Genomic DNA, 24,789 nt, shown 5'->3' with positions numbered 1-24,789 from the left:
GCGGCTACCGATCCAGCTCCGCCTGCGCCAACTGCCCGGTTTGCACCTGCCACTGGGACCAGTAAGCGCCCTGGCCGGTCAACAGGCTGGCGTGGGTGCCCTGCTCTACAATGCGGCCATGTTCGAGCACCACGATTTGGTCGGCATGCACGATGGTCGACAGGCGGTGCGCTATCATAATAACGGTGCGGTCTTCCGCGATGTGGGCGAGTGACCGTTGGATCGCGGCCTCGGTTTCGTTGTCGACGGCACTGGTCGCTTCATCCAGCACCAGTACCGCCGGGTCTTTTAACAGAGCCCGTGCCAGCGATAAACGCTGGCGCTGACCGCCGGACAATTTGACGCCACGCTCGCCCACCTGGGTATTGAACCGGTCGGGAAGTCGTTCAATGAACTCAAGCGCTTCGGCCGTTTTTGCCGCGGCCTGAATGTCTTCCTGACTTGCATCGGGACGGCCGTAGGCAATGTTGTCGGCTATGGTGCCATCGAACAAAAACACATCCTGACTGACCAGGCCGATATGAGTGCGCAGATCACGCAGTGACAACTGACTAATGGGAATATCGTCCAGTTCGATCTGTCCTTTCCGGGGTTCGTAAAACCGCAGCAGGAGTTTCATCAATGTCGATTTGCCCGACCCGGTCGCCCCGACCAGTGCAAGGGTTTTACCCGCGGGTACGTCGATGCTGACGTCATGTACGCCGGCACCGCTCTGGCCATACTCAAACGACACCTGCTTGAACTGAACCCGGCCCGCGACCGGCCCGGTAAACAGCTGATCGCCATCATCCGGTACCGTAACCGGGGTGTGGATCAACACCAGAATGCGCCGCGTGCTGGCCATCGCTCGTTCAAACAGATCAATCGTTTGGGCCAGTTCAGTCAACGGCCACAACAGACGCTGCGTCAGAAATACCAGCACGCCGTAGGCACCTACGCCGAGCACGCCATTCAATACTTGAAAACCACCGACGACAAAGGTAAACAGGAAGCCGGTCAAAATGGCCATACGGATGACCGGAATAAAGGCCGAACTGATGGCAATGGCGCGCCGGTTTGCTTCAGCGTAGGCATCGCTGTCTGCCCGAATTTGTTTCGCTTCCCGCTCTTCAGCGGTAAAGGATTTAATGGTCGCCATACCGCCGATATTGTTGCTCAACCGGGTGGCCAGTACACCCACCCGTTCACGTACGTCGGCATAGAGTGGCATAGCTCTTTTCTGGAAATAAAATGCGCCCCAGATGATTAGCGGGATGGGCGTAAACGCCAGAAAGGCAATGAGCGGCGACAGCACAAAGAAAACCGCACCCACCGCGACCACAGTCACCAGTACCTGAATAATGTCGTTGGCACCGCCGTCGAGAAACCGCTCCAGCTGATTCACGTCATCGTTCAAAACGGAAATTAGCTGACCACTGCTGCGCGACTCGAAAAAACTCATGTCCTGGCGTTGAATGTGTTCGTAAGCATCTTGCCGAATATCCGCTTGCAGATGCTGCGCCAGATTACGCCACAGAATCATGTACAGATATTCAAACAGGGATTCGCCCGCCCAGATAACAAAGGTCAGCACCGCCAGCGCAATGATTTGCGACTGTGGCGTTTCCAGCCCGAGTTGGGCAACAAAACTCGCCTCCTGATTGACCACGACATCAATGGCAATGCCGATTAAAATTTCCGGTGCGATATCAAAGAGTTTATTCAGGGCCGAACATACCGTCGCTGCAATAATGCGGCGCCGGTATCCACGAGCGTATTTCAAAAGCCGAATCAGTGACTGAAAGCTGGTTGCGGGGGCAATAAACGACATGTCCTTCCTTTTATCTAAGTGCTTGCCTGCTGAATGCGGGCGATGGAATTTTTTTCTTCAATCGGCCAGTGCAGCCAGGCAGCAATGAGGCCCAAAACGATACCGGCAATCCAGATGCCGTCGTAACTCTGATAATTTTTGTACAACCACCCACCCAGCCAGACACCACTAAAACTGCCGACCTGATGGCTGAAAAACACAAAACCATAGAGGAACGTCATATAACGGGTACCAAACAGCACGGCGACCAGACCCGAGGTCGGCGGCACCGTCGCCAGCCACAAAAAGCCCATGATGGCACTGAACACCAGAATGGTCACCAGCGATACCGGAATCAACAAAAAGGCGGTGATGGCAACCACACGCCCCAGGTAAATGAAGGCCAGAATGGTTCGCTTCGGGCGCAGGCTGCTTTGTACGCCGGCAATATAGGCACCAAACACATTGCACAGCCCGATCAGACTGATACTCCAGGCACCCACCTTGGCATCAAACCCCAAGTCGACCACATAGCCCGGCATGTGGACGGTGATAAACGCAACGTGAAAGCCACAGACAAAAAAGCCCAGCACCAACAGGGTATAGGAACGCACTTTCAAAGCCCGTTTGAGAATGGTCCAGAGCGACGCATCAATTTTGGGGCTGGAGGTGTCGTTAGCACCACCGTAAGGGGCCAGTGGTAACGCCAGCACCGCCATAATAAAGGCCGACGCACTGAGCCACTGCAACGCACGGAACCACCCTGCGAGGTCCACCAATTCCTGCATCAGCGGCACGATCAGAAACTGACCAAAACTGCCCGCTGCCGTTCCGACACCCAGAGCCCAGCCACGACGATCCTCCGGTACCGCACGCGCCAGCGCTGGCAACACAATACCAAAGGCAGTGCCCGCTACTCCGGCACCAACCAGCAGCCCTGCGGTGGAAACCATGGCCAGCTCGGTTGTCGAGTAAGACATACCCCACATCCCAGCGGCGTAACACAGCACCCCGGCCAGCAGGACCTTTAAATTACCAAACCGATCTGCCAGGCCGCCGGCAAAAATAGCGATAACACCCCAGGCGAGGTTCTGCACCGCCAGGGCCAGCGACAGCACATCCCGGCCCCAGCCTCGGGCCTCGGATATCGGCTGCATAAATAGCCCGAAGCCAGCCCGATACCCGAATGACAACATCAACAGCAAACACGCACTGATAAGTACCGGCAACACCGGCATCAAGCGACCTTTCATGGCACGTCTCCGATTAACAACAGACCGGCAGATGGAAACAAAACAGGCTCGGAACAATACTCTGACCGGGGTACAAGAACAACGTTCAAAACGCTTCGTCCCACAGTTCCATCATTCCTGACAATGGGCTCTCAGGGCCTTTGCCGCCGGTTAGGGGGCATTACACCCTTCGCTAATGGCTACCTTGATGAGGGCTATCTTAATCGTTATAGTCACTGCCGGTCATCGCCTCGGAAGCGGCGGACAACCAACCTCTCCTCTTACACTGGAGCACACCATGACTGACCGTCGCCGCTTGATACTGATCTGCCTGTGCTTCATTGCCTTTATTTCACTGGGTCTGCCCGACGGCTTGCTCGGTGTGGCCTGGCCCGGTATCCGTGCCGATTTCAACCAGCCACTGGATGCTTTGGGCTGGCTGCTAGTCGCCACGACCTCCGGTTATATGATCAGTAGTTTTTTCAGCGGCGCGGTCAGCCGGTATTTCGGCATCGGCCGTTTGTTGGCGATCAGTTGCATCGCGACCGGCCTGGCACTGATCGGGTTTACTCTGGTACCCGCCTGGGTCGCATTTGTGGTGCTGGGCACTCTCGTGGGCATAGGAGCGGGGGCCATCGATGCCAGCCTTAACACTTACGTTGCCGAGCACTACAGCGAACGCTTGATGCAATGGCTGCATGCCAGTTTTGGCGTCGGCATCACCCTCGGCCCGCTGATCATGACCGCCACGCTGAACCTGACAGGCCAGTGGTCACCCGGTTATTGGCTGGTCGGCAGCGCCCAGGTTTTTCTGGGGCTGTGCTTCTTCTTCTCTGCGAAACTCTGGGAAGCACCGGCATCGGCCAGCGCCGAACCCACCCTGACTGAAGATGCCGGTAAAGTTGCGCGCTCCCACCCAGACACGGTTTCCGCTTCGGATACGACCTCGGCCAGTATGCTGACCTCACTGAAAACTCCGGCGGTCTGGCTAAGCATGGGCCTGTTTTTCTCCTATACCGGCTTGGAATTAACGCTGGGGCTTTGGGGGTATTCGTTGCTGACGGAGTCACGCGGAGTCGACACCGCGGCCGCGGGCTTGTGGATCGCCATTTACTGGGGGATGTTCACTCTGGGCCGTATGGTCGCCGGTGTGTTTGCCAATCGCATGGGCAATCACCGTCTGGTTACCGGCAGTCTGATTCTCGCCTTGGTTGGCGCGGTTCTGCTGGCCTGGAACCCGGTGGCCTGGGTGGGTTTACTGTCCATCGGCCTGGTCGGGTTCGCCTTCGCTCCGGTTTTTCCCGGGCTGGTGTCTGGCACGAGATTGCGCGTTGGCAAAGCCCACCTGGCGAACACCATGGGCATGCAGATCGCCGCTGCGGGCATTGGTGCCGCCAGCCTGCCCGCCCTGGCCGGTGTTCTGGCCGAGCGGATATCGCTGGAAATTGTGCCGGGTTTTCTGATTGTCTTTAGTGCCGTACTTAGCGTCCTATACGGCGTTTCCCGGCGTCTCGGGCGGCGCCAGGTCAACATCGACCCGGTTGATCACTGACGTCTTGGTCCCGGCCAGCTTTATGACCGGCGTTTGCAACATAAGTGTGTTGGGAAAAGTCATCAAATCGCCTTTGTCATGGCGAATCATGACGTGAAATGAGGAAATCTCCTCGATCTCACCGGTCAGGTCAAAATCCGCATTGAGAATCCGGACCCGGTCGCCAATCCGGTAAGGAAACTGGAAAAAGATGATCATGCTGGCGGTCAGATTGCTAAGAATGGACCACTGCGCAAACATCGCGATACCGATGACAGCAAACAGCGACGACAGAAACACCGTTAGCTCCCCGTATTCGATACCAAAGGTCAGCCCCAACGCAATCAGGTAACCGACGGCATGCACAGTTCGCAACAGCTTGCGCACCAGCGCTTTGCGCTGCACGGGCACCTCTTTGGTATTAACCCAGCGCCGAATGAAGTAACTAAGGAATTTGTGGGTAATGAAAAAGGCGACCAAAAGCGCCAGAAATACTATGTATTGCCAGGACACCTGCACACTCCCGTCCAATAATCAGGTGTTTACGCCCTTCAGACCCGATATCGGGTGCCTCGGGCTCGTGAATTGCTTACACTTTACCGTAAATCACCCAGACGTCGAGAGTTCCGATTTTGAGTCAGCAACCACAACGCGGCGGATTCTTCAGCAATCTGCTATTCAACATCATTATCCCCGTCGTGATCCTCAGCAAATTCAGTGGACCTGATCGGTTGGGACCGGCTTGGAGCATTGTCATCGCTCTGGCCTTCCCAATTGGCTATGGCCTTTGGGAAATGCGGCGAACCGGTAAAGTGAATGCCATGTCGGTGATCGGTGTCATCAGCGTATTTCTGACCGGTGGTATCAGTTTGTTGCAACTGGACCCAAAATACATCGCTATTAAGGAAGCAGCCATTCCCGGCTTGCTGGGTCTGGCCGTACTGATCAGCCAAAAAACTCGCTGGCCGCTGGTACGGACCCTAATATTCAATGCCCAGCTGATTGCCATCGATCGGGTCAATCAGGCATTGGACCAGCGCGGCACCCACCGGCAACTGGAGCAGAGTCTGTCGCTGGTTTCCTATATCATTGCGGCCTCATTCTTTCTGTCATCGGTACTAAATTTTGTGCTGGCCAGGGTGATTATGGTGAGCCCAGCCGGAACAACCGCTTTCAATGAAGAACTTGCCAAAATGACGGCATTGAGCTATCCGGTTATCGCTCTGCCCAGCACCATCGTGTTAATGGGGGCCATCTTTTTCCTGTTGCACCGCCTTAAAAAACTGACCGGGCTGGAACTGGAATCCCTGCTGGTTGAACAAAACGCAGCCAAAGACAGCAGCAAAGAAGCTGCGGATACCAAATAGCCGATACCAAAAAAAGACCAGATATAAAAAAGGCGGGGAAACCCCGCCTTAACCGTATCGATTGTGTGAGTGGCTCAACGGTAACTGTCTACTCGTTAAAAGAGCCTCCTGACTCACCATCCTAACTGGATAACCCCCCCGATACAGATCTATCAGTGTAAGGTCGCACTGCCAATAACGCCGGCGTGACCATACTCCTGGGTTGCTTCCTCGACGGCACGGAATCGCTCAATTTCGAGGTCAGCCGGACCACCATTCTGCAAATGAAAATCGTACAGAGTGCTGATCAACGTTGATAAGACATCATTGTTTTTCAACAGCCCTTCTTCAATGCCCGATGCCGACAGGATATCGGCAATTGGCTCCAGGTTAGCTTGCAATTCGCCCTCATCATCACGACTTATTTCCAGGGCGCCGAAATCAAACGATTCAGAAACGATCAGCTCGAACTGTCTTACATCATTCATAGCCTTACCTCGCTCTTTAGAGCCTCAATCGGAAGCAGCATGCACCACCACCCGAGGCTCACAGGGTGGTTGCGTGGACAGATCAATTGCGAACGCAATCCCTGCAACCATACTAGAAAAGCGCCGCAGACGCCAAAAAACAGGGGTTCCAACAGGCATCAAAACTGACAAGATGCTCGCATGGGTCGAATGACATCGGTAAAACCGGTCATATCGAACACAGCGGTGATGGCGGTGTAGTTATAGGGTGTAGTGCGGAACACCAGGGTCGCATTTCCCGCTTCTGCCTCGGCTTCAAGTTGATTGATCAGCTCAACTTTGGAAAAGCCGGATTCAACACCCGGGAAGATGGTACGTTCGCGAAACCGGTCGGCTTGCCAGGTACCGGTAACCGAAGTTCCCTGACCGATGCGGGTAGTGACTTCCGGCCGGGAACTGGGCAGAAATTCGCCCCAATTGAGCACCAGCTGGTAATCTTCGGGCTGGGTTGAATCACAGGTGAGCTCCAGCTCGATCGGGTTACGCCGACGATTGAGACCACGGTCTGAACGGAGGAATACAGCGTGCTCGGTTTGCCCGGTAATGGGGTCCGTCGTCGACTCGTAATCGAATTTGCCGACGTCTCGCGTGACACTCTGCGGTTCAGCCAACGCCTGTTCAGCGTTATCGTAACACTGGTAGCGTTGCTCCCGGTCCGTCACAGAACGGCATTCCTGAATGGATTCGACAAAGGTTTCGGCCCGGCTACCGGCTGCGGTCAGTAAGGCCGCTGCGGCAAGCCCAAATATAACGATGGTTTTGTTCGAAAGTGATACACCAACGGTCATGAGTGCGTGGTACTCCTGTAACTGGAACCTGTGTTCCCGGAACCATGGTTTGTGTGCGGTGGCGACCAGAATAATAAACAGCCTGATCCACATCATGCCCGACGCTTGCCGAAAGAGAAACCGCCGCTTAGCCGGGCATGACCGTAAACGCCTGCAAACCCCGCTGACGCTGACGTCCGAGTCGATGCGACTCGTTCAGACAAGATTCGACAAACCCCAGGTGGGTCTGGGAGGCACGCTGGGCCGCCGCCGCATCGCCACTCAGAATAGCCTCAAGCAAGCTCCGGTGCTGCTCCAGCAACCGATCCGCCGTGTCTCCTTGCCCCGCTATCTGAAACACACTCTCGGCAATTGATGAAGCCAGCACCCTGAACAGGGCCTTCATATTGTGCAACAACACTGCATTATGGCTCGCCTCGGCAATGGCCAGATGAAAATCTGCGTCTGCCCCGGCCTGCTCGGCCGGGTCACCCGCATTATGAGTTCGTTCCAACTCGGCAACGCAGGCCTGCAGACGCTGACGGTCCGCATCCGTTGCACGTAACGCGGCGTACCAGGCGGCCATTCCTTCCAGCGCATTGCGGTATTCAAGAATATCGTATTGATAGTCTTTATCAGTACTGAGCAACGCCAACAACGGATCACTGAACCCGTCCCCCAGGTGCTGACACACCCGATGCCCACCACCCTGACGGCTCTCCAGCCAGCCCCGGGCCGCCAGCGTGGTCAGCGCCTGGCGCAAGGTCGGACGGGAAACTCCCAGCTGTAGCGCCAGTTCACGCTCGGGCGGTAACTGGCTGCCCACCGGATAGTGCCCCTCAGTTATGGCTTTTTCCAGTAACCGCGCGACCTGATCAGACATTCGCACTGTTTTCACGGCTGTCTCCTGAAGCATCTTTCATACGGGTGCACCCAAGGCGGATTGACAGTCCCCTCCTGTGTGCTTATTCTCGATAAAAACAAATGGTAAATTGGTATTACCAATTAATAACGCATCGTACCTCAGCCCTATTGGACGATGCAACCGTGCACACCCTTCTTTGCCGAGGTTCACATGTCACAGCCTGTCCTGCTTTACCCGAGTAAGCCTGAAAAGGTGTATTTGTTTGGCACCTGCCTGGTCGATCTGTTTTACCCCGAAGCGGGACTTGCCGGTGTCGATCTGCTGGAACGGGAAGGCATCGACGTGATCTACCCGCAAGATCAAACTTGCTGCGGGCAACCGGCCTACACCTCAGGCCGCAGCGACGAGGCCCGCGCGGTGGCTCAAACCCAATTGGATCTGTTTCCCGAAAACTGGCCGGTCGTGGTGCCGTCCGGCTCTTGCGCAGGCATGATGCGACACCAGTACCCCAAGTTGTTTGCCGGCACAGAAGACGCCGCACGTGCCGAAAAGCTGGCGGCCAGGGTGTGGGATCTGGCTGATTTTCTGGTCAATGTCTGCCACGTCAAACTGGCTGATACGGGCGAGCCGATCACCGTTGCGCTGCACACCTCGTGCTCGTCGCGCCGGGAGATGGGCGTCGCAGACAGCGGCCCGGCGCTGTTGCAGCAACTGAACAATGTCACCCTGGTTGAACCTGCCAAGGTCACCGAGTGCTGTGGATTTGGCGGCTCCTTTGCGGTGCGTCATGCCGATATTTCCGGTGCCATGGCGCAGGACAAAGTGTCGGCGCTGGCGCAAACCGGCTGTGATCGTTTTCTCAGTACTGACTGCGGCTGCCTGATGAACCTGACGGGCTGCGCCGAAAAGCAAAAGACCGCCCTGCCCGGTGAGCATCTGCTCAGTTTTCTCTGGCAACGCACTCAGCCGAATCGGGAGTTCTGACCGATGAGCGAGAATCAACACAAAACGACGTACCAGGGCCACAACAGCGCTATAAATTTTCAGCCGCAGGTAAAATCTGCACTGGCCAATACCCAACTGCGTGGCAATTTCGACCGTGCCATGACCGGCCTGATGCACAAACGAAGCGCCGCCTTTGCCGACTGGGACCTGGAAGCCCTGCGCGATCTGGGCCAAGCCATTCGCCAACAGGCACTGCGGCAATTGCCAGACCTGCTGGAACAACTGGAACGCCAGTGTCAGGCCAACGGTATTCAGGTGCACTGGGCGCGCGACGGTGAAGAAGCCTGCCGGGTTATCACCGAAATCTGCCAGCAACGTCAGGCCAAATCGGTGATCAAGGGCAAGTCGATGGTTACGGAAGAGATGGAACTGAATGCGCATCTGGAGCAGCGCGGTTACACCGTGCTGGAATCGGACCTCGGTGAATACATCGTGCAAATGGCCAAAGAGACGCCATCGCACATCATCATGCCTGCAATTCACAAGAACACTGCCGAAATTGCTGAATTAATGCACACCATGACCGGTGTCGAGCAACGAGAAGACGCCCACTACCTCACCGATCAGGCACGCCAGCAATTGCGTGAGAAGTTCATGCAGGCCGATGTTGGCATTTCCGGTGTCAATTTCGCGGTTGCCGACAGCGGTACCCTCTGTCTGGTTGAAAACGAGGGCAATGGGCGACTGACTACAACTACCCCACCCTGCCACATCGCCGTGACCGGGATCGAAAAGGTCGTCCCCAGCCTGACTGACGTCGCGCCCTTGTTGAGTTTGTTGACCCGTTCTGCCACTGGCCAGTCGATTACCACCTACGTCAATATGATATCCCGCCCGCGTCAGCCCGATGAAAAAGACGGACCGGAAGCGGTACATCTGGTGCTGGTCGACAACGGCCGCTCCGATATCTATCAGGACGACGAACTGGCCCAGACCCTCCAGTGCATTCGCTGCGGTGCCTGCATGAACCACTGCCCGGTTTATACCCGCATTGGTGGCCATGCCTATGGCACTACCTACCCGGGGCCTATTGGTCAGGTACTGATGCCCCAATTACTGGGGCTGGAGCACACCCCGGATTTCGCCAGCGCCTCTTCACTGTGCGGTTCCTGTGGTGAGGTTTGCCCGGTCCGCATTCCGCTGCCCAGCCTGTTGCTGCGCCTGCGCCGCGAGGCCGTCGATGGTGATCAGACCCGGCCTGCAACTGTTCCCGGCCATGGCAGCAAACGGTCTGGCCTGGAATCGCTGATCTGGACATTCTGGCGTGTGGTGCATCGCCACCCCGGCCTCTACCGGCAGACTACCCGCCTCGCCAGTCAGCTAAGGGCTCTAAGCCCCAAACGACTGGGCGGCTGGACACGGTATCGCACCGCGCCAAAACTGGCCAAAACGACGTTGCACAGTGCTATGAATGCCCGTTCAAGGAGACAACAGCCATGACCCCTTCTGCCCGCCAGACCATTTTAAACCGATTGCGTGAGCGGACACCGCTACCTGCGTCCACCCAACCCGACTTCAGTGTCATGGAAAGCCGTCGCTGGTCGCTTAAAAACGGCATTGAGCGGTTTATCGCCCAGCAAGCCTCGGTACATGGCGAGGTTCTTCGGGTAAGCCAAGCTGGCCTGACCGCTGCTGTACTGGAGCAACTGCAACAGGCGAATGCCCGACGGGTGCTGATCGCACCCGGCCAGCCACTGCGCGATGACCTAGTGGCCAGCGCTCCCGACATCGACTTTCACGGCTATGACCAGCCGATAGAAGCCTGGCAAAGCGAGCTGTTTCACCAGACTGACGCCGCCATTACCGGTTGCCACGCAGGCCTGGCCGACACCGGCTCCCTGGTGGTAATTCCCGGCAGCGAGGAACCCAGGCTAATGACTCTGGCACCGCCGCTGCACATCGCTGTATTACCGGTCAGCCGACTGTTCAGCAGCTGGTACCAACTGATCACAGAAGAAGACTGGACAGGCCCGATGCCGACCAATACCTTGCTGATTTCCGGCCCGTCCAAGACCGCAGACATTGAGCAAACGCTCGTCTACGGCGCCCACGGCCCCAAGACATTAACGGTTTTTCTGGTTGATGACCGATGATAAACGGTCAAATAACCCGGTGTACCTGATGCCTCCCACCAGGAGCACTGGGATCAGGCTTATTGATCGGTGATCAAATCCACACTTTGGTTTCGTGAGCCCTGGCCGATAACGCATGATATCAGCAGTGCTTGACAGTCCGGGCGCTGCCAATGAAGCCCTAACCAAATTCGATGCTGAAGAGCTGGTCAGGGCCATGCTCCGGGGGGCCGAATCGGTTCAGTCTTCATAAAATATAGCCCGATAGTTGGCAAAACCACACGCTTCCACCATACTGTATGTATAAACAGTATTTGGAGGAGTCGTTATGTCGGTACAACTACTCGGTCGCTGCGAAACAGGTCCACAACTTAATCTGCCACTCTTTGTTGAAGGCCAGTCTGTAGAGGATGACGAAGGCCTGGACCACGATATCCCGGGTATCGATCTCGCCAGCCTGTGTATCCGCAACCCGCAAACCAGCATCCTGGTATCGGTGCACAGCATGGCCATGGCTGAGGCTGGCATCATCGCCGGAGACACCCTGATCGTCGACCGAAGTGCCAGAGCCAGCCAGGGAGACATCGTACTGGCAGGCTACAACGGCGAACTGATGGTGCGGGAGCTGCAGTTGGCCCCCAGCCCAAGATTATTACCACGACACCCGGATTTTGACATCCTGGTCATTCCCGAACACGAAACCCTAAGTCTCATCGGGAAAATCAGTCATATTATTCGCTCCCTGTAATCGGGTTATTCCATAACAGCAATTGAAAGCCTGGTCGATATCGACTAATATTTTCCTGGCTATTCAAATACTGATTTTTTACCATTTTGGTCAGGTTGCGTGCTGCTTTACGTTGGTAGCCATAACGTGGCCATTCTGAAACTCGTGACGTAGCCGTAACAGGCATAATCGCTAATAAGGGTTGGTGCTCCCGCACCATTACCCTAAAACGTTTCAGTAGCCCAAACAGCTTTATAAGAAGTAGTGATCCAATCTGGCTCTGGCAACGGATACTTTCAGCCATTCCAATGATTGCGAAAAGACCCGTGACTGACCGAACACAGCAGTGCTATGCCAGATACCGCTGACAATGCGGCCGTGGGCTACTGCTCGACCGTTATGGGTTTAAACGACAAGACGACCCATGACGTTAGCTGAATACTGTTCAGATAACCCATAACACTGTCACTTTCTTAATGACAACCGTGAACACTGGAAGCTTATGACACAAACACACTCTGCTGTTCGCATCGACGCCTTAAGCATTGATGCTGAAATTCAGAAATACGAATCTGAACTCGAAAATCTGATTCGACTAAAAGAAAGCGCTTTAAAAAAAGAAGCCGGATTCAATGCCTATATGGAATACCTGGCGACACTGGAACGCGAATACGGCATTACCGAAGAAGATTTATTCTCCCGGCGCAGCGTAAAAATTGGTGACTGGATTACCAAAACCCTGGTTCGCCAAAAACAATCGGCCCTACTGAAACGTCTGGCTGTTTTTTTTGAAGAATACGCCAAAAAACAACCTAAAAAAGTGATTGGCCGGGGTCGGCCCCAGCCAGCAAAGGCATTGGAGCCCGGCGTTTACCGCCACCCGATGAGCCTGGAAACGGTAGAAAAGAAAACCCGCGCGCCCAAATTGCTAAACACCTGGATACTCGAAAATGGGCTGGAAAAAGTCCAGAGCTGGCGCGTCACCGCCTAAGTTCAGAGCCTAAACAGGCGAGCTGGTCCGGATCACGGCCGCCTATATCGGGCGGTTCCGGGTCTTCCAGCGTAATGCCATACGAACGCGTCTGCCAATCTCTTGATTTCGGTCAGTAAAATTCTGAATTTTTACTGACCGCCTACCCGTATAACGGGCACCGCGCCTAAGACCCGGCGTTCGCCCGGCCAGGGATGCCTATTGACCTCAACGGATTCGGTAAAGCCCGGTAACTGGTTGAATCCGTTATCTTTTTGCCAAAAAAGGCTTGCACTGAAACTCGGTACAGGTATCATACGCCTCGTTCTTCAGGACTATAGCTCAGTTGGTTAGAGCGCTACCTTGACATGGTAGAGGTCTCCAGTTCGAATCTGGATAGTCCTACCAGATTACATAACGAAAGAAGCCACCCTCGGGTGGCTTCTTTCGTTATGTCAGCCGGGAAACCGGCTGCGAACTGTAGGTTCGACCCGAAGGTTCTACTCCCCGCGTGCCCGTCGTACCGTGACGGACTCGCCACCAATGCCCCAATTGTCGGTCTCCACCTCGTCGATAACAACAACGGTCGTAGCGGGGTTCTTACCCAGTACATCCCGTAATAGCTCAGTGGCACCCTGAATAAGCTTCGCTTTCTGCTCGGCTGTGGCGCCTTCGCGGGTAATCTTGATGTTCACATAGGGCATGGGGTGTCCTCGGTTAGTTGTTCAGGTACAAGCACTGTTCAATCAGCGTATTCACCGCTGTCTCATGAGTCAGCGGTGCCATATGCCCGCCGGCTGTGTTCACTACACGAACCTCGGGCAGCCAGCGTTGCAATTGTTGTATCAGGGATCGAGCGCTGACTCGAGTTTGTTCGCCGTGCAGCAGCGTCAGACGATCGGTCAGCGGTGTCAAGGCTTCGGCATTGAAAGCCGGGTGCATCAGCGCCTGAAAGTCGAGGCCGACTTTCTTAACCTGATGGGAGAACAACTGCTGCAGGCGTTCGGGCATGGCATCAAAGGCACCAGGGCCATTCCAGTATTCGATAAAGCGCCTGGCCTGTGCTGTCGGGTCCAAGTAAACTGTCGCTTCGTCAAACACATGCATTACCGAAGCAAGATCGTGCAGCCCGGCATCTCCCTCTTTCAGAATGGAAAAACACACCGGCTCAAACAACACCAGCCGCTCTACCTTTTCAGGATGCTTTTGCGCAAAGGCCAGTGCGACGGCAGCGCCGTAGGAATGCCCCACCAGTCTTAGACTTCCCTGAATCTGCTCTTGTTCAAGCAAGGCTTCCAGCAGCGCCACTTCGTGCCAGAGCGTAAATTCCTTCTCTGATTCCAACACCGGCATCGGTGTCTCGCCATAACCGTATAAATCCATAACCAGGCATTGTGCTTGCCCGCGCAGCCGGCGAATCAGGTCCCGCCACTGGCCGGATGAACTCAGCGAACTGTGCAACATCACAACCGTGGGGCCATGCCCCACATTCAAATAACCCGGTACCATGAAAACCCTTATCACTTAAGTTTCGAAGTTCGTACAGTACAAGCGGCGGATGCCGGTGATGCCTCTGCGGGGGAGTCCGCAACATGGATGTTGCGGTCTAGGCTCCATGGACGGATTCACGCCGACCCCGTAGAGGTACCACCGGTAACCGACGCGGACCATAGCCACGCATCGAACGCTGAAATTTGAGTTTCAGACTGATTTCAAATGTTCTTTGGCTTCCATCATCTCATCGCGCAACGCAGCGGCTTTTTCAAACGCCATATCCTTGGCTGCGCGGTGCATGTCATCTTCCAACCGAACGATCACTTTCGACAGTTCAGCAACGGTCATTGTGGCGTAATCCCGCGCTTCTGCGTCTATGCGCTCTACTTTCTTGCGGTTACGTGCAATCTTGCCCTTGCGACCCGGTGCTACCGCCCCTTCGAGAATATCCTGCACATCCTTAACCAACGCCTGTGGCGTTATGCCTTCGGCCAGATTGTGGGCGACCTGCTTTTCACGCCGACGATCGGTTTCACCAATAGCTCGCTCCATGGAGCCGGTCATCCGATCGGCATAGAGAATCGCCTTGCCGTTAAGGTTACGCGCCGCCCGTCCTATGGTCTGTATCAGAGAACGCTCACTGCGCAAAAAGCCCTCTTTGTCAGCGTCCAGAATCGCCACCAGTGAGACTTCAGGCATGTCGAGACCTTCGCGCAACAGGTTAATACCGACCAGAACATCAAACTCGCCCAGCCGCAAATCGCGAATGATTTCAACCCGTTCCACGGTGTCGATATCCGAATGCAGGTACCGCACCTTGACGCCGTTTTCGCTCAGGTAGTCAGTTAAATCTTCAGCCATACGTTTGGTCAGGGTAGTTACCAAAACCCTCTCGCCAACCGTTACTCGCAGATTAATCTCGTGCAACAAGTCATCCACCTGCGTCGTCGCCGGGCGGATTTCAATGATCGGGTCAACCAGGCCTGTGGGTCGAACCAGTTGTTCAACTACCTGCTGGGCATGTTGCTCTTCATATTTACCCGGGGTTGCCGACACATAAATGCCCTGGGGTGCCAGTCGCTCCCATTCCTCAAACCGCATCGGCCGGTTGTCCAGTGCTGAGGGCAACCGGAAACCATATTCGACCAGGGTTTCCTTGCGCGAACGGTCGCCTTTATACATCGCACCCAATTGCGGCAAAGTCGCGTGAGATTCGTCGATGAACATCAGCGCGTCGTTGGGCAGGTACTCGTACAGCGTGGGGGGCGGATCACCCGGGTTGCGACCCGACAAATATCGCGAGTAGTTTTCAATGCCATTGCAGTAGCCCAGCTCGCGCATCATTTCCAAATCGTACTTGGTGCGCTGCTCCAGCCGCTGGGCTTCGACCAGACGGCGATTTTCTTCAAGCACGTCCAGGCGCTCTTTCAGTTCAACGTCGATCTTGTCGACCGCCGCCAGTATGGTTTCCCGAGGCGTGACATAGTGCGTTTTCGGATAAACCGTATAACGCGAGAGCTTCTGCAGTAACTCGCCAGTGAGCGGGTCGAACAGACTGAGGTTTTCAACCTCATCATCGAACAATTCAATGCGCAAAGCTTCCAGTTCAGATTCAGCCGGAAAGACATCAATAATATCGCCCCGCACCCGATAGGTACCCCGACCAAACTCAATGTCATTGCGGCTGTATTGCAGCTCGGCCAGACGACGCAGAACCTGGCGCTGGTCGACCGCATCGCCGCGTTTTAAATGCAAAATCATTTTCAGATAGGATTCGGGCGAACCCAAGCCATAAATGGCAGAGACCGTCGCGACGATCAGAACATCGCGACGCTCAAGCAAGGCTTTGGTAGCCGACAACCGCATTTGTTCAATGTGTTCGTTGACCGACGCATCTTTGTCGATAAAGGTATCGGATGACGGCACATAAGCTTCGGGCTGATAATAATCGTAATAGGAGACAAAATATTCGACCGCGTTATCAGGAAAAAACTCACGAAATTCGGAGTACAGTTGCGCAGCCAGAGTTTTATTGTGCGCCAGCACAATGGTCGGGCGCTGCACCGCTTCAATGACCTTGGCCATGGTGTAGGTTTTGCCAGATCCGGTTACCCCAAGCAATGTCTGGGCGGTAAGGCCGGCATTCAAACCGGTCACCAGTTGTTCGATCGCCTTGGGTTGATCCCCCGCTGGCTGGTACCTGGAATGGACTTTAAAGGGTTTCATCGGCATCACTGGGCTGGGTGCGTGGGACTACTGGTTTAGAACTTCGACTTCGGGTAACAGACCCTATCAGGCCTGCTACCCTGTTTGGCTAAATTACAGCACGTCGACGATGGCGTCACAGACGGCATCTATGTTCGATTTGGACATACCCGCGACATTGATACGACCACTGCCCACCATGTAGATGCCATATTCCTCGCGCAACCGGGTCACCTGATCACCGGTTAACCCGGAAAACGAAAACATGCCGTTCTGGCGCTGGATAAAACTGAAATCGCGTTTGGCACCCTTGGCTTTCAGCGTTGACACCAAAGCATCGCGCAGTTCATGAATGTGATCGCGCATGTCGGTCACTTCCTGAATCCATTCAGCTCGCAGCGTGTCATCTTTGAGAATGGCCGCAACCACCTTGGCACCGTGCGCCGGCGGATTGGAATAGTTACCACGAATAATGGATTTAACCTGGCTGAACGCACTGTCGGCGGTTTTTGCAGAGCTGGCAACCAAGGTCATGGCACCGACACGCTCGTTGTAGAGGCCGAAATTTTTTGAAAAGGAGTTGGCAACAATCAGCTCCGGAATACGCTCGACAAAAGCACGCAAGCCAGCTGCATCTTCGTCCATACCCTTGCCAAAACCCTGGTAGGCGAAATCGAACAGTACAACAAACCCTTTGCGCTTGGCCTGTTCCGCCAACTGCAGCCATTGTTCACCGGTCGGGTCGATGCCCGTCGGGTTGTGGCAGCAACCATGATAAAGCACCGCTTCGCCAGCTGGCACCTGCTCCAGATCCGCCAGCATACCGTCGAAGTCGAGCCCTTGCTGATCGGCATCGTAATAGCGGTACTGACGGATGGCGAGGCCCGCGCTTTCAAATATATTGCCGTGGTTGGCCCAGGTCGGGTTGGAGACATGTATGCCGGTAACGCCCAACTGACGCTTCATAAACTCAGCAGCGGTGCGCAGCGCACCGGTACCGCCCGGCGACTGAGCAGTCCGGGCGCGGTTTTCTTCAATAACCTTGCTCTCGGCCCCAAACAAAAGCGCCTGCACCTGGCGACCGTATTCAACATCGCCCGATATGGCCAGGTAGCTTTTAGTGGTTTCTGAATGAACCAGTTCGGCTTCTGCCTTTTTTACCGTGTTCAGAATCGGCGTCTGTCCTGCGTCGTTCATGTACACCCCGACACCCAGGTTCACCTTATTAGGGCGATTGTCGGCGGCGAAAGCGTCGTTTAACCCGAGAATGGGGTCGGCCGGGGCTGCTTGAACTCGTTCGAACATGACGGTCAGGATCCTTTTGTTGATTCGGTCGTGAGGGTTTGGCTCGGTCACCCTAAAGCGGCAACCGATTATAACGCGGTGTCACGACCCCAGCCATGAAAAAACCGGAGCGCTACAACAATGAAAACACCTGCGTCTCTTTAGTAATTGGGCAGTCGAAACGCATTTCAACCGCTTTCAGTTTGAGGTTTTCGTGGCTTTCGTTGTTTTTGCCATAGCGGGGGTCCCCCATTACCGGGTGGCCAACGCTGTCGAGGTGACGCCGGATCTGGTGCTTGTTCCGGGTCTTTGGCCAGACATCCAGAATCGACCGGTTCGGATGCGCCTCATAGCGCTGTTTGCGGAACTGAGTCAGGGCTGGTTTGCTATCCAACGGAGTCTCAATCACGCCCTCTTCTGGCGCATCACCAGCCACTTCCACCCGAAATTGCTGAGTCACGGCGTTGGGTGTATCGAACACCTCGGTCAGCAGTGCAGCAGCCTTACGGCTATGGGCGACAATGACCAGACCCGAAGCGGCGCTGTCCAGGCGTTGCACCACAAAGACGTCCCGGCGCGGTTTGAAGTAAAGCTCGACCAGCCGAATCAGCGACGCATGATCTCCCCAGTCGGTGCCTTCAATCAGCAAGCCCGGCCCCTTGTCCCACACGCTGTAGTGCGTCAGGTCCTGAACCAGGCGGGGCAAGGGCGGCCTAAGCGACAGCATGTCTTCATCGTAAAACACCTCAAGACGGTCTCCAATCTTCAGATCGGTCATCGCCCGACGCAATCGCTGCCGGTGTTCTTTGGCATCCACGTGCCAGACTGCACCCTTGTTCATCATGTCCTTCAAGCGGGACTTCGACAGCTCAATGTTATCGACCAGAAAATCGATGGCGATCAGCGAGTCGGTTGCGTCCACCTCGAGTACTACATCTATGCGCATGTGCCGTTCCCGTTGTCAGATCAGACCGACCTCTGGCCGGTTCTGACCTCAGATATTAAAAACTGGGTAATTCCAGATCATCCAGTGCGTCTTCCGCGCGCCGGCGGGCTTCCTCTTCAGCGCGACGGCGTTCTGCGTCGACCGCATTACTCAAACGGTCACGCTCATCCAGCAGTTCCTGTTCAAGCGCCGCCAATCGGTCCGTAACCTGCTGCTGGAACGCATCGGCCTGATCCCGGACAGCTTCGCCCTGCTGTTCGATGTCATCGAAACGCGCTTGCAGCGGTGCCGCCAGGGCCTCCACCTCGGCGTCCAGATGCGCCTTCGTGGTCTCCAGCCAACGGTTGTACTCGGCCCGCAGTGCGGCGGTAAGAGCCGACTGGATTTGATTATCCAAGTCCGACGTCAGCGCCAGCTCCGGCGCACTGATGTCACCGGTTACCCGGATGCCAATGTCAAATTCGCTAATGCCTTCCAGTGCATTGCCGAGCGCCGTTGCAACCTGCACTTCGCCTTCGGCTTCAAATACAGAGCCACTGAAGCTCAGTTCGATCAGACCATCGACCTGGTCGCCGGTTACCGTAACTTCACCACCCAGATCGACGGTACCGGGGGCCCAGTCGACATCGACCCCGCCCAGATCCAGCGACCGGGGTGCAAAGGCCAGATCCCGACCTATGACGTCAAAGCGGTCAACGGTGGTCGATTGGCGGCGATCCAGCACGGCGTCAATGCGCATAGCCTCGTCACTGGTTTCGCCCCGCATCAGTTGCAATCGCACCGGCTCACCGGTCAGATGTTGCTGGCCAGTAACCCCGGTCAATGTCAGCAACCAGGGCCAGCCATCGGCCTCAAAGCTGATCAGCCCCTGGCGCAACAAAAAGTCGGGGGTTGGATTGGGTGTATCAAACCGGACATAACGGCCATCCAGCCGAGCCGGACCTTCGTCTTCTGAATCACTGGACTCGGGCACCAGCCGACGCAGCCAGGGCGCGGCCTGGGTGTAGTATTTACGAGCCTGATCATAGCGGTCAAAAATGGCGTCACCCAGCAACAACCGACCAGCCCGCACGGCGGAGGCCTGATTTAATGGGTAGGCTTCCCGCAAGGCGGCCCAGTCAGCGGCAGGCGCAGCCAGTGCCGCTTCCAGTGCTTCCCGGCTGTCGCTAACGGCTGAGTCTGCTGCCTGACGGGCCGCGGCAACCGACAACTGATCTTCCTGTGCCTGGCGTTGCAGTTCGGTCAGGTCTGCCTGAGCAGAACGAATCGCATCCAGAGAATCCAGTGAACGGCCGCGCAGGGCTTCAATCCGCTCGTCGTATTGTGCGATAGAGGCATCGTCCGGCAGATTGCTCAGGGCATTGCCCACCCCGGAGCGCGAGCCTTCAAAGGTGGTTCTGGCCTGGTCGGTTGCTGCCCGGGTCTGCGTCAGAGCCTGTTCGACCGCTTCAGCGGGTTCCGGTAGCGCAGCACGGACAGACTCGGCCCGGTTAGCCGCAGCTTCCCGGGCTCTGTCTTCAACTCCGGGTTCACCGGTATCGGTATCAACCGGCACAATACGACCCGGTTCACTGCGTTCCGTACCAGTGCTCATGCCGGAAACGGTGAGATCATCAATACTGGTCTTGCCCAGAAACAACTTGGGCAGGTCCATGGCCAGGCGTGCGGTGTCCAGTTCGAACAGATTTCTGGCGGGGTTTTCCTTGTCCGTCACTTGAACCCCACGCACTTCAAACCCAAGCGGACTGAGCGTTAAATCCACCAAGGCCACGTTCACTTCCGCCCCATGGACCCGGGTGCCACCGGCCTCCAGGCCTGCTCTTGCCCAATTGTCGAGAAACAGGACGCCGATCACGATCAGCAACGTCAACACAACCACAAAAGCAATCAGGCCACTCCACCGAAATAGCGTCATCTATGGCGCTCCTTAGCCCACTCGTTCGTACAGGGAATAGACTTTGCTGGCTTTAACGATCTGCACCAGTTTCAGCCGGTTGGCCCAAGGCATCAACCGGGCACGATATTGCACCACGCCATAGCGCATGATCAGCACCATCGGCACAAACAGCAGTACAGAGACCACAAAACTGGCCAGCGTAATAGTGTGATTGAATTTCATAATCTGCCAGGCATCGCTCTGATACAGAGCCGTCCAGGTCGCCGTCAGCCCTGGATTTGTCAGCCAGGCGTATCCCCAGGCATCAAACACCGGATCGAGCAGATAGGAAAAGCCGGTAAACACCACCCAGAAGACCAGAAAGGTGCCAAAATGCACCCGCAGAATGCAGGCCAGCAGGATGATCACCAGATTATGCACCGACCACAGTGGCGTCAGCCCGATGACCAGTGCCAGCCCCAGCGCAAAAGACAATTGCCAGGGGCCTGCATCCGAATTGAGTGCTTTAAAGAATTTTAGAAGCTGTGTCAGCATGGTGTCCCTCACGCATGATGTCTGGTTGCCAGTGTATATCCCGGACAGTGTTAGCAACAGCCGCCCGTTTCAGACTGCCAATGGCATCAACCAGCTTGGCCTGCCGGGTTTTCCAGGCGGTGTTTAACTTTCAGTACTTTATCGATCAGCCGGCTCGCGGCCACCATGCCAAAACTGGCCGTCACCATGACCGATGCGCCAAAGCCGGTGGCGCAATCCAGACGTCGGCTGCCATCGTCTCCGGGCTTGGTGGCACAGACCTCACCGGTGGCCTGGGGGTAAAGCAATTGCTGGGTCGAATAAACGCAGTCTACGCCAAATTTTCGTTTCGGATTGCGACTGAATCCATATTCCCGACGCAGCAGTTGCCGGGTACGCGCTGCCAGGGGGTCTTGCTCGGTTCGAGACAGGTCGGTGACCTGAATTTGCAACGGGTCGGTCTGGCCACCGGCGCCACCAGTCGTGACCAGAGGGATTTTCTGTCGCTGACAATGATTGATTAACGCCGCCTTGACCCGCACGCTGTCAATCGCGTCCAACACGGCACTGGGTCGGGGCGTCAAATGCGCCACGAGATTATCCGGTGTCAGAAAGTCATGCCGGGTCTCGACTTCGCATTCGGGGTTTATATCTCGTAAGCGTTGAGCCAGCACATCCACCTTCATCTGGCCCAGGGTGCTGCTCATGGCATGGGATTGACGATTGGTGTTGGACACACAAACATCATCCAGATCAATCAGCGTAATACGCCCTATGGCTGTACGCACCAGCGCCTCGGCGGCCCAGCTACCCACGCCACCCACCCCGACTACGATCACATGCTGCTCACCGAGCCAGCGAGTCTCGTCGATGCCATATAACCGCTCGGTGCCACCAAATCGTTCCGACGTCATACCCTAAAAAGCCCTCATCATTTTCGTCACTCTCGGCAGGCATTGCCCACCTGCCGCCCCACAATGGGGATGGGCGCGGAGTATAACAAGACCGCAGCCAGGCTGCCCTACCTTGCTCCCGTCGACTTGCCAGCCGGCGGAACATCGGGCAGCATTCTGAGGCTAGAAACCAATCATCAGGATCACCACCCAGCCATGCCGTTTAACTTTGACACCATCGACCGACACCACACCCACGCCATCAAACACGAGCTCTACCGCAACCAGCCGGTACTGCCGATGTGGGTCGCCGATATGGATCTGGCCTCACCGCCGTGTGTACAGGATGCCCTGCAGTCCAGGTCCGCCCACCCGGTGTATGGCTACACCCACCCCTGGCCGGGCCTGAACAATGCGGTGGTCAACTGGTGCCAGCAGCAGTATCAGTGGGCTATTGATCCTAGCTGGATCGTCTGGTTACCGGGTGTGGTGCCCAGCTTTAATCTGGCCATAGACGCTTTTGCACGCGGCGGTCGGGTTCTGGTGCAGGAACCAAACTACCCGCCACTGCGTAAAGCCGCGGCCTTTCGGGGTGCAACGGTCATTAAGCTAGCGGTGACCACCTCGAACCCAGCAGGCTGGGACTGGTCAACCCTGGAGCAGGAACTGGCACACCCGGACTGCCACCTGATGATTCTGTGCAACCCGATGAATCCGCACGGCCTTATGCTTGGGCAAAATGAGCTGCAACGCCTGGCGGCCCTGTGCCGTGAACACCAGGTACTGCTTTGTTCGGACGAAATACATTGCGATCTGATTCTGGAATCTGCTCTGCGCCATTGCCCGGCAGGTTCCCTGCCCGACATCGCCGACCACAGCATCACGCTGATGGCTGCCAGCAAGACGTTCAATGTTGCGGGTCTCGGCTGCTCTTTTGCCATTATTCCCAACGGCGATCTGCGCAGACAACTGCAGAGTAACGGCCAGGATCTGATGCCCCACCCCAACGTTATGGGCTTGCTTGCTGCCGAAGCAGCCTTCAATGACGGCCTCGACTGGCTGTTAGCGTTGCGGGCACATCTGAAAAGCAACCGGGACCAGGTTGCGTCTGTGATCGGCGAGTTGGACGGATTGCGTTACTTGCCCGCCCCCGCCACCTTCCTGGCCTGGGTAGAAAGCGACCTGGCACCGGGCGAAGCCATGACCCGCTTCACCGAAGCCGGTATCATGCCCAGCGATGGCAAAGATTTCGGTGATCCGTATAGTGTGCGCCTGAATTTTGGCACCGGCCGGGAAACGCTCGACCAGGCTCTGGAGCAGTTACAATCCTACTGGCGCCAGAACAGGCCCAATTCATCCCGATAAACCAGATTCAACAAAGGGGTGGGGCTGACACTCGGCTCAACCTCTGGGTAACGCTGCCAGCGACCCCGGCTGCCGCGAAAATACAGACGCCAGGTCGCGTCTCTCCAGTGTAACAACGCCATGGGTAAAAGAACGGTTTCACCGGTAATTGGGTGCGGTTGTTGCTCCTGAATCAGCAAAGCTGTTTTCTGGAATCGCCCGCGAAACGTCGCGGCAGACGCAGACTCCTGCAAAAAGCGTCCAAGCGCAACTTGCGCTTGGCGGTGCACGAATTCGGGAAGCGAGTCACTGACGACTAACGAGGTTTCCACACAATGTCCTTTCAACACGAAGATTTGCTGGCACTGGCGCGAACAGAAATGCCATTTGGTAAATATAGCGGAAAACCGCTGATCCGCCTGCCAGAGGAATACCTGCTCTGGTTTCAGAACAAAGGCTTCCCACCCGGAAAACTGGGCGAATTGATGGCACTGGCCTTACTTATTCGCTCCGAAGGGCTCGAACCCCTGATCGAGCCGCTGATGTCAGACCAGCGCCGATGACCGAGTCGCTGAACTGGTCCGGTGGCACCATTCCGGTACGACGCTCGCGCCGCAAAACCGTGGCGCTGCATGTACGAGACGGTACACCCGAATTGCGTGCACCCTGGCATCTGTCAGAATCTGCCCTGAAACGTTTTCTGACCGAGCGTCAGGACTGGTTGAACAAGGCACTGCACAGCCAGGCTGAAAAAAAATCACAAAAACCCGACTTCAGCCAGCAAGAACAGTGCCCGCTTATGAATGAACGGCTTACCCTGACGCTGCAGCGGGGGGCGCGCTCACAATGGCGTCGCGATCAGGACCGGCTGACTCTGGTTGCACCACGACTGGACAAACCACATGTCCATCACGTGCTGGCGGACTTCTACAAAAACCAGGCAAAGTACTTTCTATTTAATAAGACCCGGGAACGAGTGTTGGCCGAAGGCTGGGAAGATCGCCTAACTGATGTGCGCCTGCGGCGAACCAAAACCAAATGGGGGCACTGCACTGCTACCGGTCGTATCCAGTATAACTGGCTGATCATGATGGCGCCGGAACGCATTGTCGACTATCTGGTCGCCCACGAAACCGCGCATTTGCTGCACCCGCATCATGGTGCACAATTCTGGGCCGAGGTTGGAAGAATTCATCCGCACTGGCGGGAAGACCGGCGCTGGCTGCACGACCATGGACATCGGCTCTGGCTCTGATCGATACCTGTTTACTCAAGTTTCGCAGTTCGGGTCGGCTGAGTGCCTTTGGTCCGCACCGGCTACCGGGGTTGCCCCTGTGGGGTCGGCGTAAATCCATCCATGGAGCCTAGGCCGCAGCATCCCT

25 protein-coding genes and 1 tRNA gene are annotated in these 24,789 nt (G+C 56.0%); 11 read left to right on the top strand and 15 right to left on the bottom strand.

All coding sequences use genetic code 11. The features are described 5' to 3' along the window. Nucleotides 1-4 precede the first annotated feature (4 nt). Both WEB54_RS07445 and WEB54_RS07440 read right to left on the bottom strand, forming a co-directional pair. On the bottom strand, nucleotides 5-1,810 hold the full coding sequence (locus tag WEB54_RS07445) for an ABC transporter ATP-binding protein (protein ID WP_368054650.1): 1,806 nt from the start codon (nucleotides 1,808-1,810) through the stop codon (nucleotides 5-7). Between the two features lie 14 nt (nucleotides 1,811-1,824). Then, the gene (locus tag WEB54_RS07440) at nucleotides 1,825-3,042 is read right to left on the bottom strand and encodes an MFS transporter (RefSeq protein ID WP_368054648.1); all 1,218 of its coding nucleotides are present in this window, start codon (nucleotides 3,040-3,042) and stop codon (nucleotides 1,825-1,827) included. A gap of 277 nt (nucleotides 3,043-3,319) precedes the next feature. On the opposite strand from WEB54_RS07440, the gene WEB54_RS07435 reads away from it, so the two are divergent. Further along, nucleotides 3,320-4,573 (top strand): sugar MFS transporter, encoded by a 1,254-nt coding sequence (locus tag WEB54_RS07435; protein ID WP_368054646.1) that lies wholly within the window; start codon nucleotides 3,320-3,322, stop codon nucleotides 4,571-4,573. Here WEB54_RS07435 and WEB54_RS07430 read toward each other — a convergent pair. Beyond that, nucleotides 4,511-5,065: a mechanosensitive ion channel domain-containing protein gene (locus WEB54_RS07430; protein WP_368054644.1), complete on the bottom strand. Its 555-nt coding sequence runs from the start codon at nucleotides 5,063-5,065 to the stop codon at nucleotides 4,511-4,513. The genes WEB54_RS07435 and WEB54_RS07430 overlap by 63 nt on opposite strands. A 119-nt stretch (nucleotides 5,066-5,184) precedes the next feature. Between WEB54_RS07430 and WEB54_RS07425 the strand changes: the two genes are divergently transcribed. Next, nucleotides 5,185-5,919, top strand: a complete 735-nt coding sequence (locus WEB54_RS07425; protein ID WP_368054642.1) for a VC0807 family protein — start codon at nucleotides 5,185-5,187, stop codon at nucleotides 5,917-5,919. Nucleotides 5,920-6,071: 152 nt separating this feature from the next. Here the strand turns inward: WEB54_RS07425 and WEB54_RS07420 are convergent, their stop codons facing one another. The 3 genes from WEB54_RS07420 to WEB54_RS07410 form a co-directional block, all read right to left on the bottom strand. Then, on the bottom strand, nucleotides 6,072-6,386 hold the full coding sequence (locus WEB54_RS07420) for a hypothetical protein (RefSeq protein WP_368054640.1): 315 nt from the start codon (nucleotides 6,384-6,386) through the stop codon (nucleotides 6,072-6,074). Nucleotides 6,387-6,544: 158 nt separating this feature from the next. After that, nucleotides 6,545-7,213: a hypothetical protein gene (locus WEB54_RS07415; RefSeq protein WP_368054638.1), complete on the bottom strand. Its 669-nt coding sequence runs from the start codon at nucleotides 7,211-7,213 to the stop codon at nucleotides 6,545-6,547. A 127-nt stretch (nucleotides 7,214-7,340) separates the two neighbouring features. Then, nucleotides 7,341-8,090 carry an FCD domain-containing protein gene (locus tag WEB54_RS07410; RefSeq protein ID WP_368054636.1) on the bottom strand — a complete coding sequence of 250 codons (750 nt, stop codon included), beginning with the start codon at nucleotides 8,088-8,090 and terminating at the stop codon, nucleotides 7,341-7,343. A 177-nt stretch (nucleotides 8,091-8,267) separates the two neighbouring features. Between WEB54_RS07410 and WEB54_RS07405 the strand changes: the two genes are divergently transcribed. From WEB54_RS07405 to WEB54_RS07380, 6 genes are all read left to right on the top strand, one after another. Continuing rightward, entirely contained in the window at nucleotides 8,268-9,041 is a 774-nt protein-coding gene (locus WEB54_RS07405; protein WP_368054634.1) for a (Fe-S)-binding protein, read from the top strand. 3 nt (nucleotides 9,042-9,044) lie between these two features. Further along, nucleotides 9,045-10,502 (top strand): LutB/LldF family L-lactate oxidation iron-sulfur protein, encoded by a 1,458-nt coding sequence (locus WEB54_RS07400; protein ID WP_368054632.1) that lies wholly within the window; start codon nucleotides 9,045-9,047, stop codon nucleotides 10,500-10,502. Further along, nucleotides 10,499-11,155, top strand: coding sequence for a lactate utilization protein C (locus WEB54_RS07395; RefSeq protein ID WP_368054630.1), 657 nt, complete (start codon nucleotides 10,499-10,501; stop codon nucleotides 11,153-11,155). Before WEB54_RS07400 ends, WEB54_RS07395 begins: the two co-directional genes overlap by 4 nt. A gap of 307 nt (nucleotides 11,156-11,462) precedes the next feature. After that, nucleotides 11,463-11,882: a S24 family peptidase gene (locus WEB54_RS07390; RefSeq protein WP_368054628.1), complete on the top strand. Its 420-nt coding sequence runs from the start codon at nucleotides 11,463-11,465 to the stop codon at nucleotides 11,880-11,882. Between the two features lie 481 nt (nucleotides 11,883-12,363). Next, nucleotides 12,364-12,852, top strand: a complete 489-nt coding sequence (locus WEB54_RS07385) for a hypothetical protein (protein ID WP_368054626.1) — start codon at nucleotides 12,364-12,366, stop codon at nucleotides 12,850-12,852. Nucleotides 12,853-13,162: 310 nt separating this feature from the next. After that, nucleotides 13,163-13,239: transfer RNA gene (locus WEB54_RS07380), tRNA-Val, on the top strand. Between the two features lie 92 nt (nucleotides 13,240-13,331). Here WEB54_RS07380 and WEB54_RS07375 read toward each other — a convergent pair. The 8 genes from WEB54_RS07375 to tcdA all read right to left on the bottom strand — a co-directional run bounded on the left by WEB54_RS07375 (nucleotide 13,332) and on the right by tcdA (nucleotide 22,084). Continuing rightward, entirely contained in the window at nucleotides 13,332-13,535 is a 204-nt protein-coding gene (locus WEB54_RS07375; RefSeq protein ID WP_368054624.1) for a 2-hydroxymuconate tautomerase family protein, read from the bottom strand. Between the two features lie 13 nt (nucleotides 13,536-13,548). Next, on the bottom strand, nucleotides 13,549-14,340 hold the full coding sequence (locus tag WEB54_RS07370; RefSeq protein WP_368054622.1) for an alpha/beta fold hydrolase: 792 nt from the start codon (nucleotides 14,338-14,340) through the stop codon (nucleotides 13,549-13,551). Between the two features lie 192 nt (nucleotides 14,341-14,532). Continuing rightward, entirely contained in the window at nucleotides 14,533-16,551 is a 2,019-nt protein-coding gene (uvrB, locus tag WEB54_RS07365) for an excinuclease ABC subunit UvrB (protein ID WP_368054620.1), read from the bottom strand. A 93-nt stretch (nucleotides 16,552-16,644) separates the two neighbouring features. Continuing rightward, a complete protein-coding gene (locus WEB54_RS07360; protein WP_368054618.1) occupies nucleotides 16,645-17,835 on the bottom strand; it encodes an amino acid aminotransferase in 1,191 nt (396 codons plus the stop codon). Nucleotides 17,836-17,947: 112 nt separating this feature from the next. After that, nucleotides 17,948-18,760 (bottom strand): pseudouridine synthase, encoded by an 813-nt coding sequence (locus tag WEB54_RS07355; RefSeq protein ID WP_368054616.1) that lies wholly within the window; start codon nucleotides 18,758-18,760, stop codon nucleotides 17,948-17,950. 55 nt (nucleotides 18,761-18,815) lie between these two features. Beyond that, on the bottom strand, nucleotides 18,816-20,675 hold the full coding sequence (locus tag WEB54_RS07350) for a TIGR03545 family protein (protein WP_368054614.1): 1,860 nt from the start codon (nucleotides 20,673-20,675) through the stop codon (nucleotides 18,816-18,818). 12 nt (nucleotides 20,676-20,687) lie between these two features. Then, nucleotides 20,688-21,191 carry a TIGR03546 family protein gene (locus WEB54_RS07345; RefSeq protein ID WP_368054612.1) on the bottom strand — a complete coding sequence of 168 codons (504 nt, stop codon included), beginning with the start codon at nucleotides 21,189-21,191 and terminating at the stop codon, nucleotides 20,688-20,690. An 86-nt stretch (nucleotides 21,192-21,277) separates the two neighbouring features. Continuing rightward, complete coding sequence (gene tcdA, locus WEB54_RS07340) at nucleotides 21,278-22,084, bottom strand: tRNA cyclic N6-threonylcarbamoyladenosine(37) synthase TcdA (RefSeq protein ID WP_368054610.1); 807 nt, start codon at nucleotides 22,082-22,084, stop codon at nucleotides 21,278-21,280. A 195-nt stretch (nucleotides 22,085-22,279) separates the two neighbouring features. On the opposite strand from tcdA, the gene WEB54_RS07335 reads away from it, so the two are divergent. After that, nucleotides 22,280-23,428, top strand: coding sequence for a MalY/PatB family protein (locus tag WEB54_RS07335; RefSeq protein ID WP_368054608.1), 1,149 nt, complete (start codon nucleotides 22,280-22,282; stop codon nucleotides 23,426-23,428). Here the strand turns inward: WEB54_RS07335 and WEB54_RS07330 are convergent. Then, a complete protein-coding gene (locus tag WEB54_RS07330) occupies nucleotides 23,392-23,739 on the bottom strand; it encodes a DUF3024 domain-containing protein (RefSeq protein ID WP_368054606.1) in 348 nt (115 codons plus the stop codon). The two genes, WEB54_RS07335 and WEB54_RS07330, sit on opposite strands and share 37 nt — an antisense overlap. Nucleotides 23,740-23,742: 3 nt before the next feature. Between WEB54_RS07330 and WEB54_RS07325 the strand changes: the two genes are divergently transcribed. Both WEB54_RS07325 and WEB54_RS07320 read left to right on the top strand, forming a co-directional pair. Continuing rightward, a complete protein-coding gene (locus tag WEB54_RS07325; protein WP_368054605.1) occupies nucleotides 23,743-23,970 on the top strand; it encodes a DUF3820 family protein in 228 nt (75 codons plus the stop codon). Continuing rightward, on the top strand, nucleotides 23,967-24,662 hold the full coding sequence (locus WEB54_RS07320) for a M48 family metallopeptidase (protein ID WP_368054604.1): 696 nt from the start codon (nucleotides 23,967-23,969) through the stop codon (nucleotides 24,660-24,662). Before WEB54_RS07325 ends, WEB54_RS07320 begins: the two co-directional genes overlap by 4 nt. Nucleotides 24,663-24,789 lie beyond the last annotated feature (127 nt).

This window comes from Saccharospirillum sp. (assembly GCF_040881935.1).
Classification (GTDB): domain Bacteria; phylum Pseudomonadota; class Gammaproteobacteria; order Pseudomonadales; family Natronospirillaceae; genus Saccharospirillum.
Note: the sequence above shows the minus strand (reverse complement) of the source record. Positions and strands in the feature narration are given on the sequence as shown.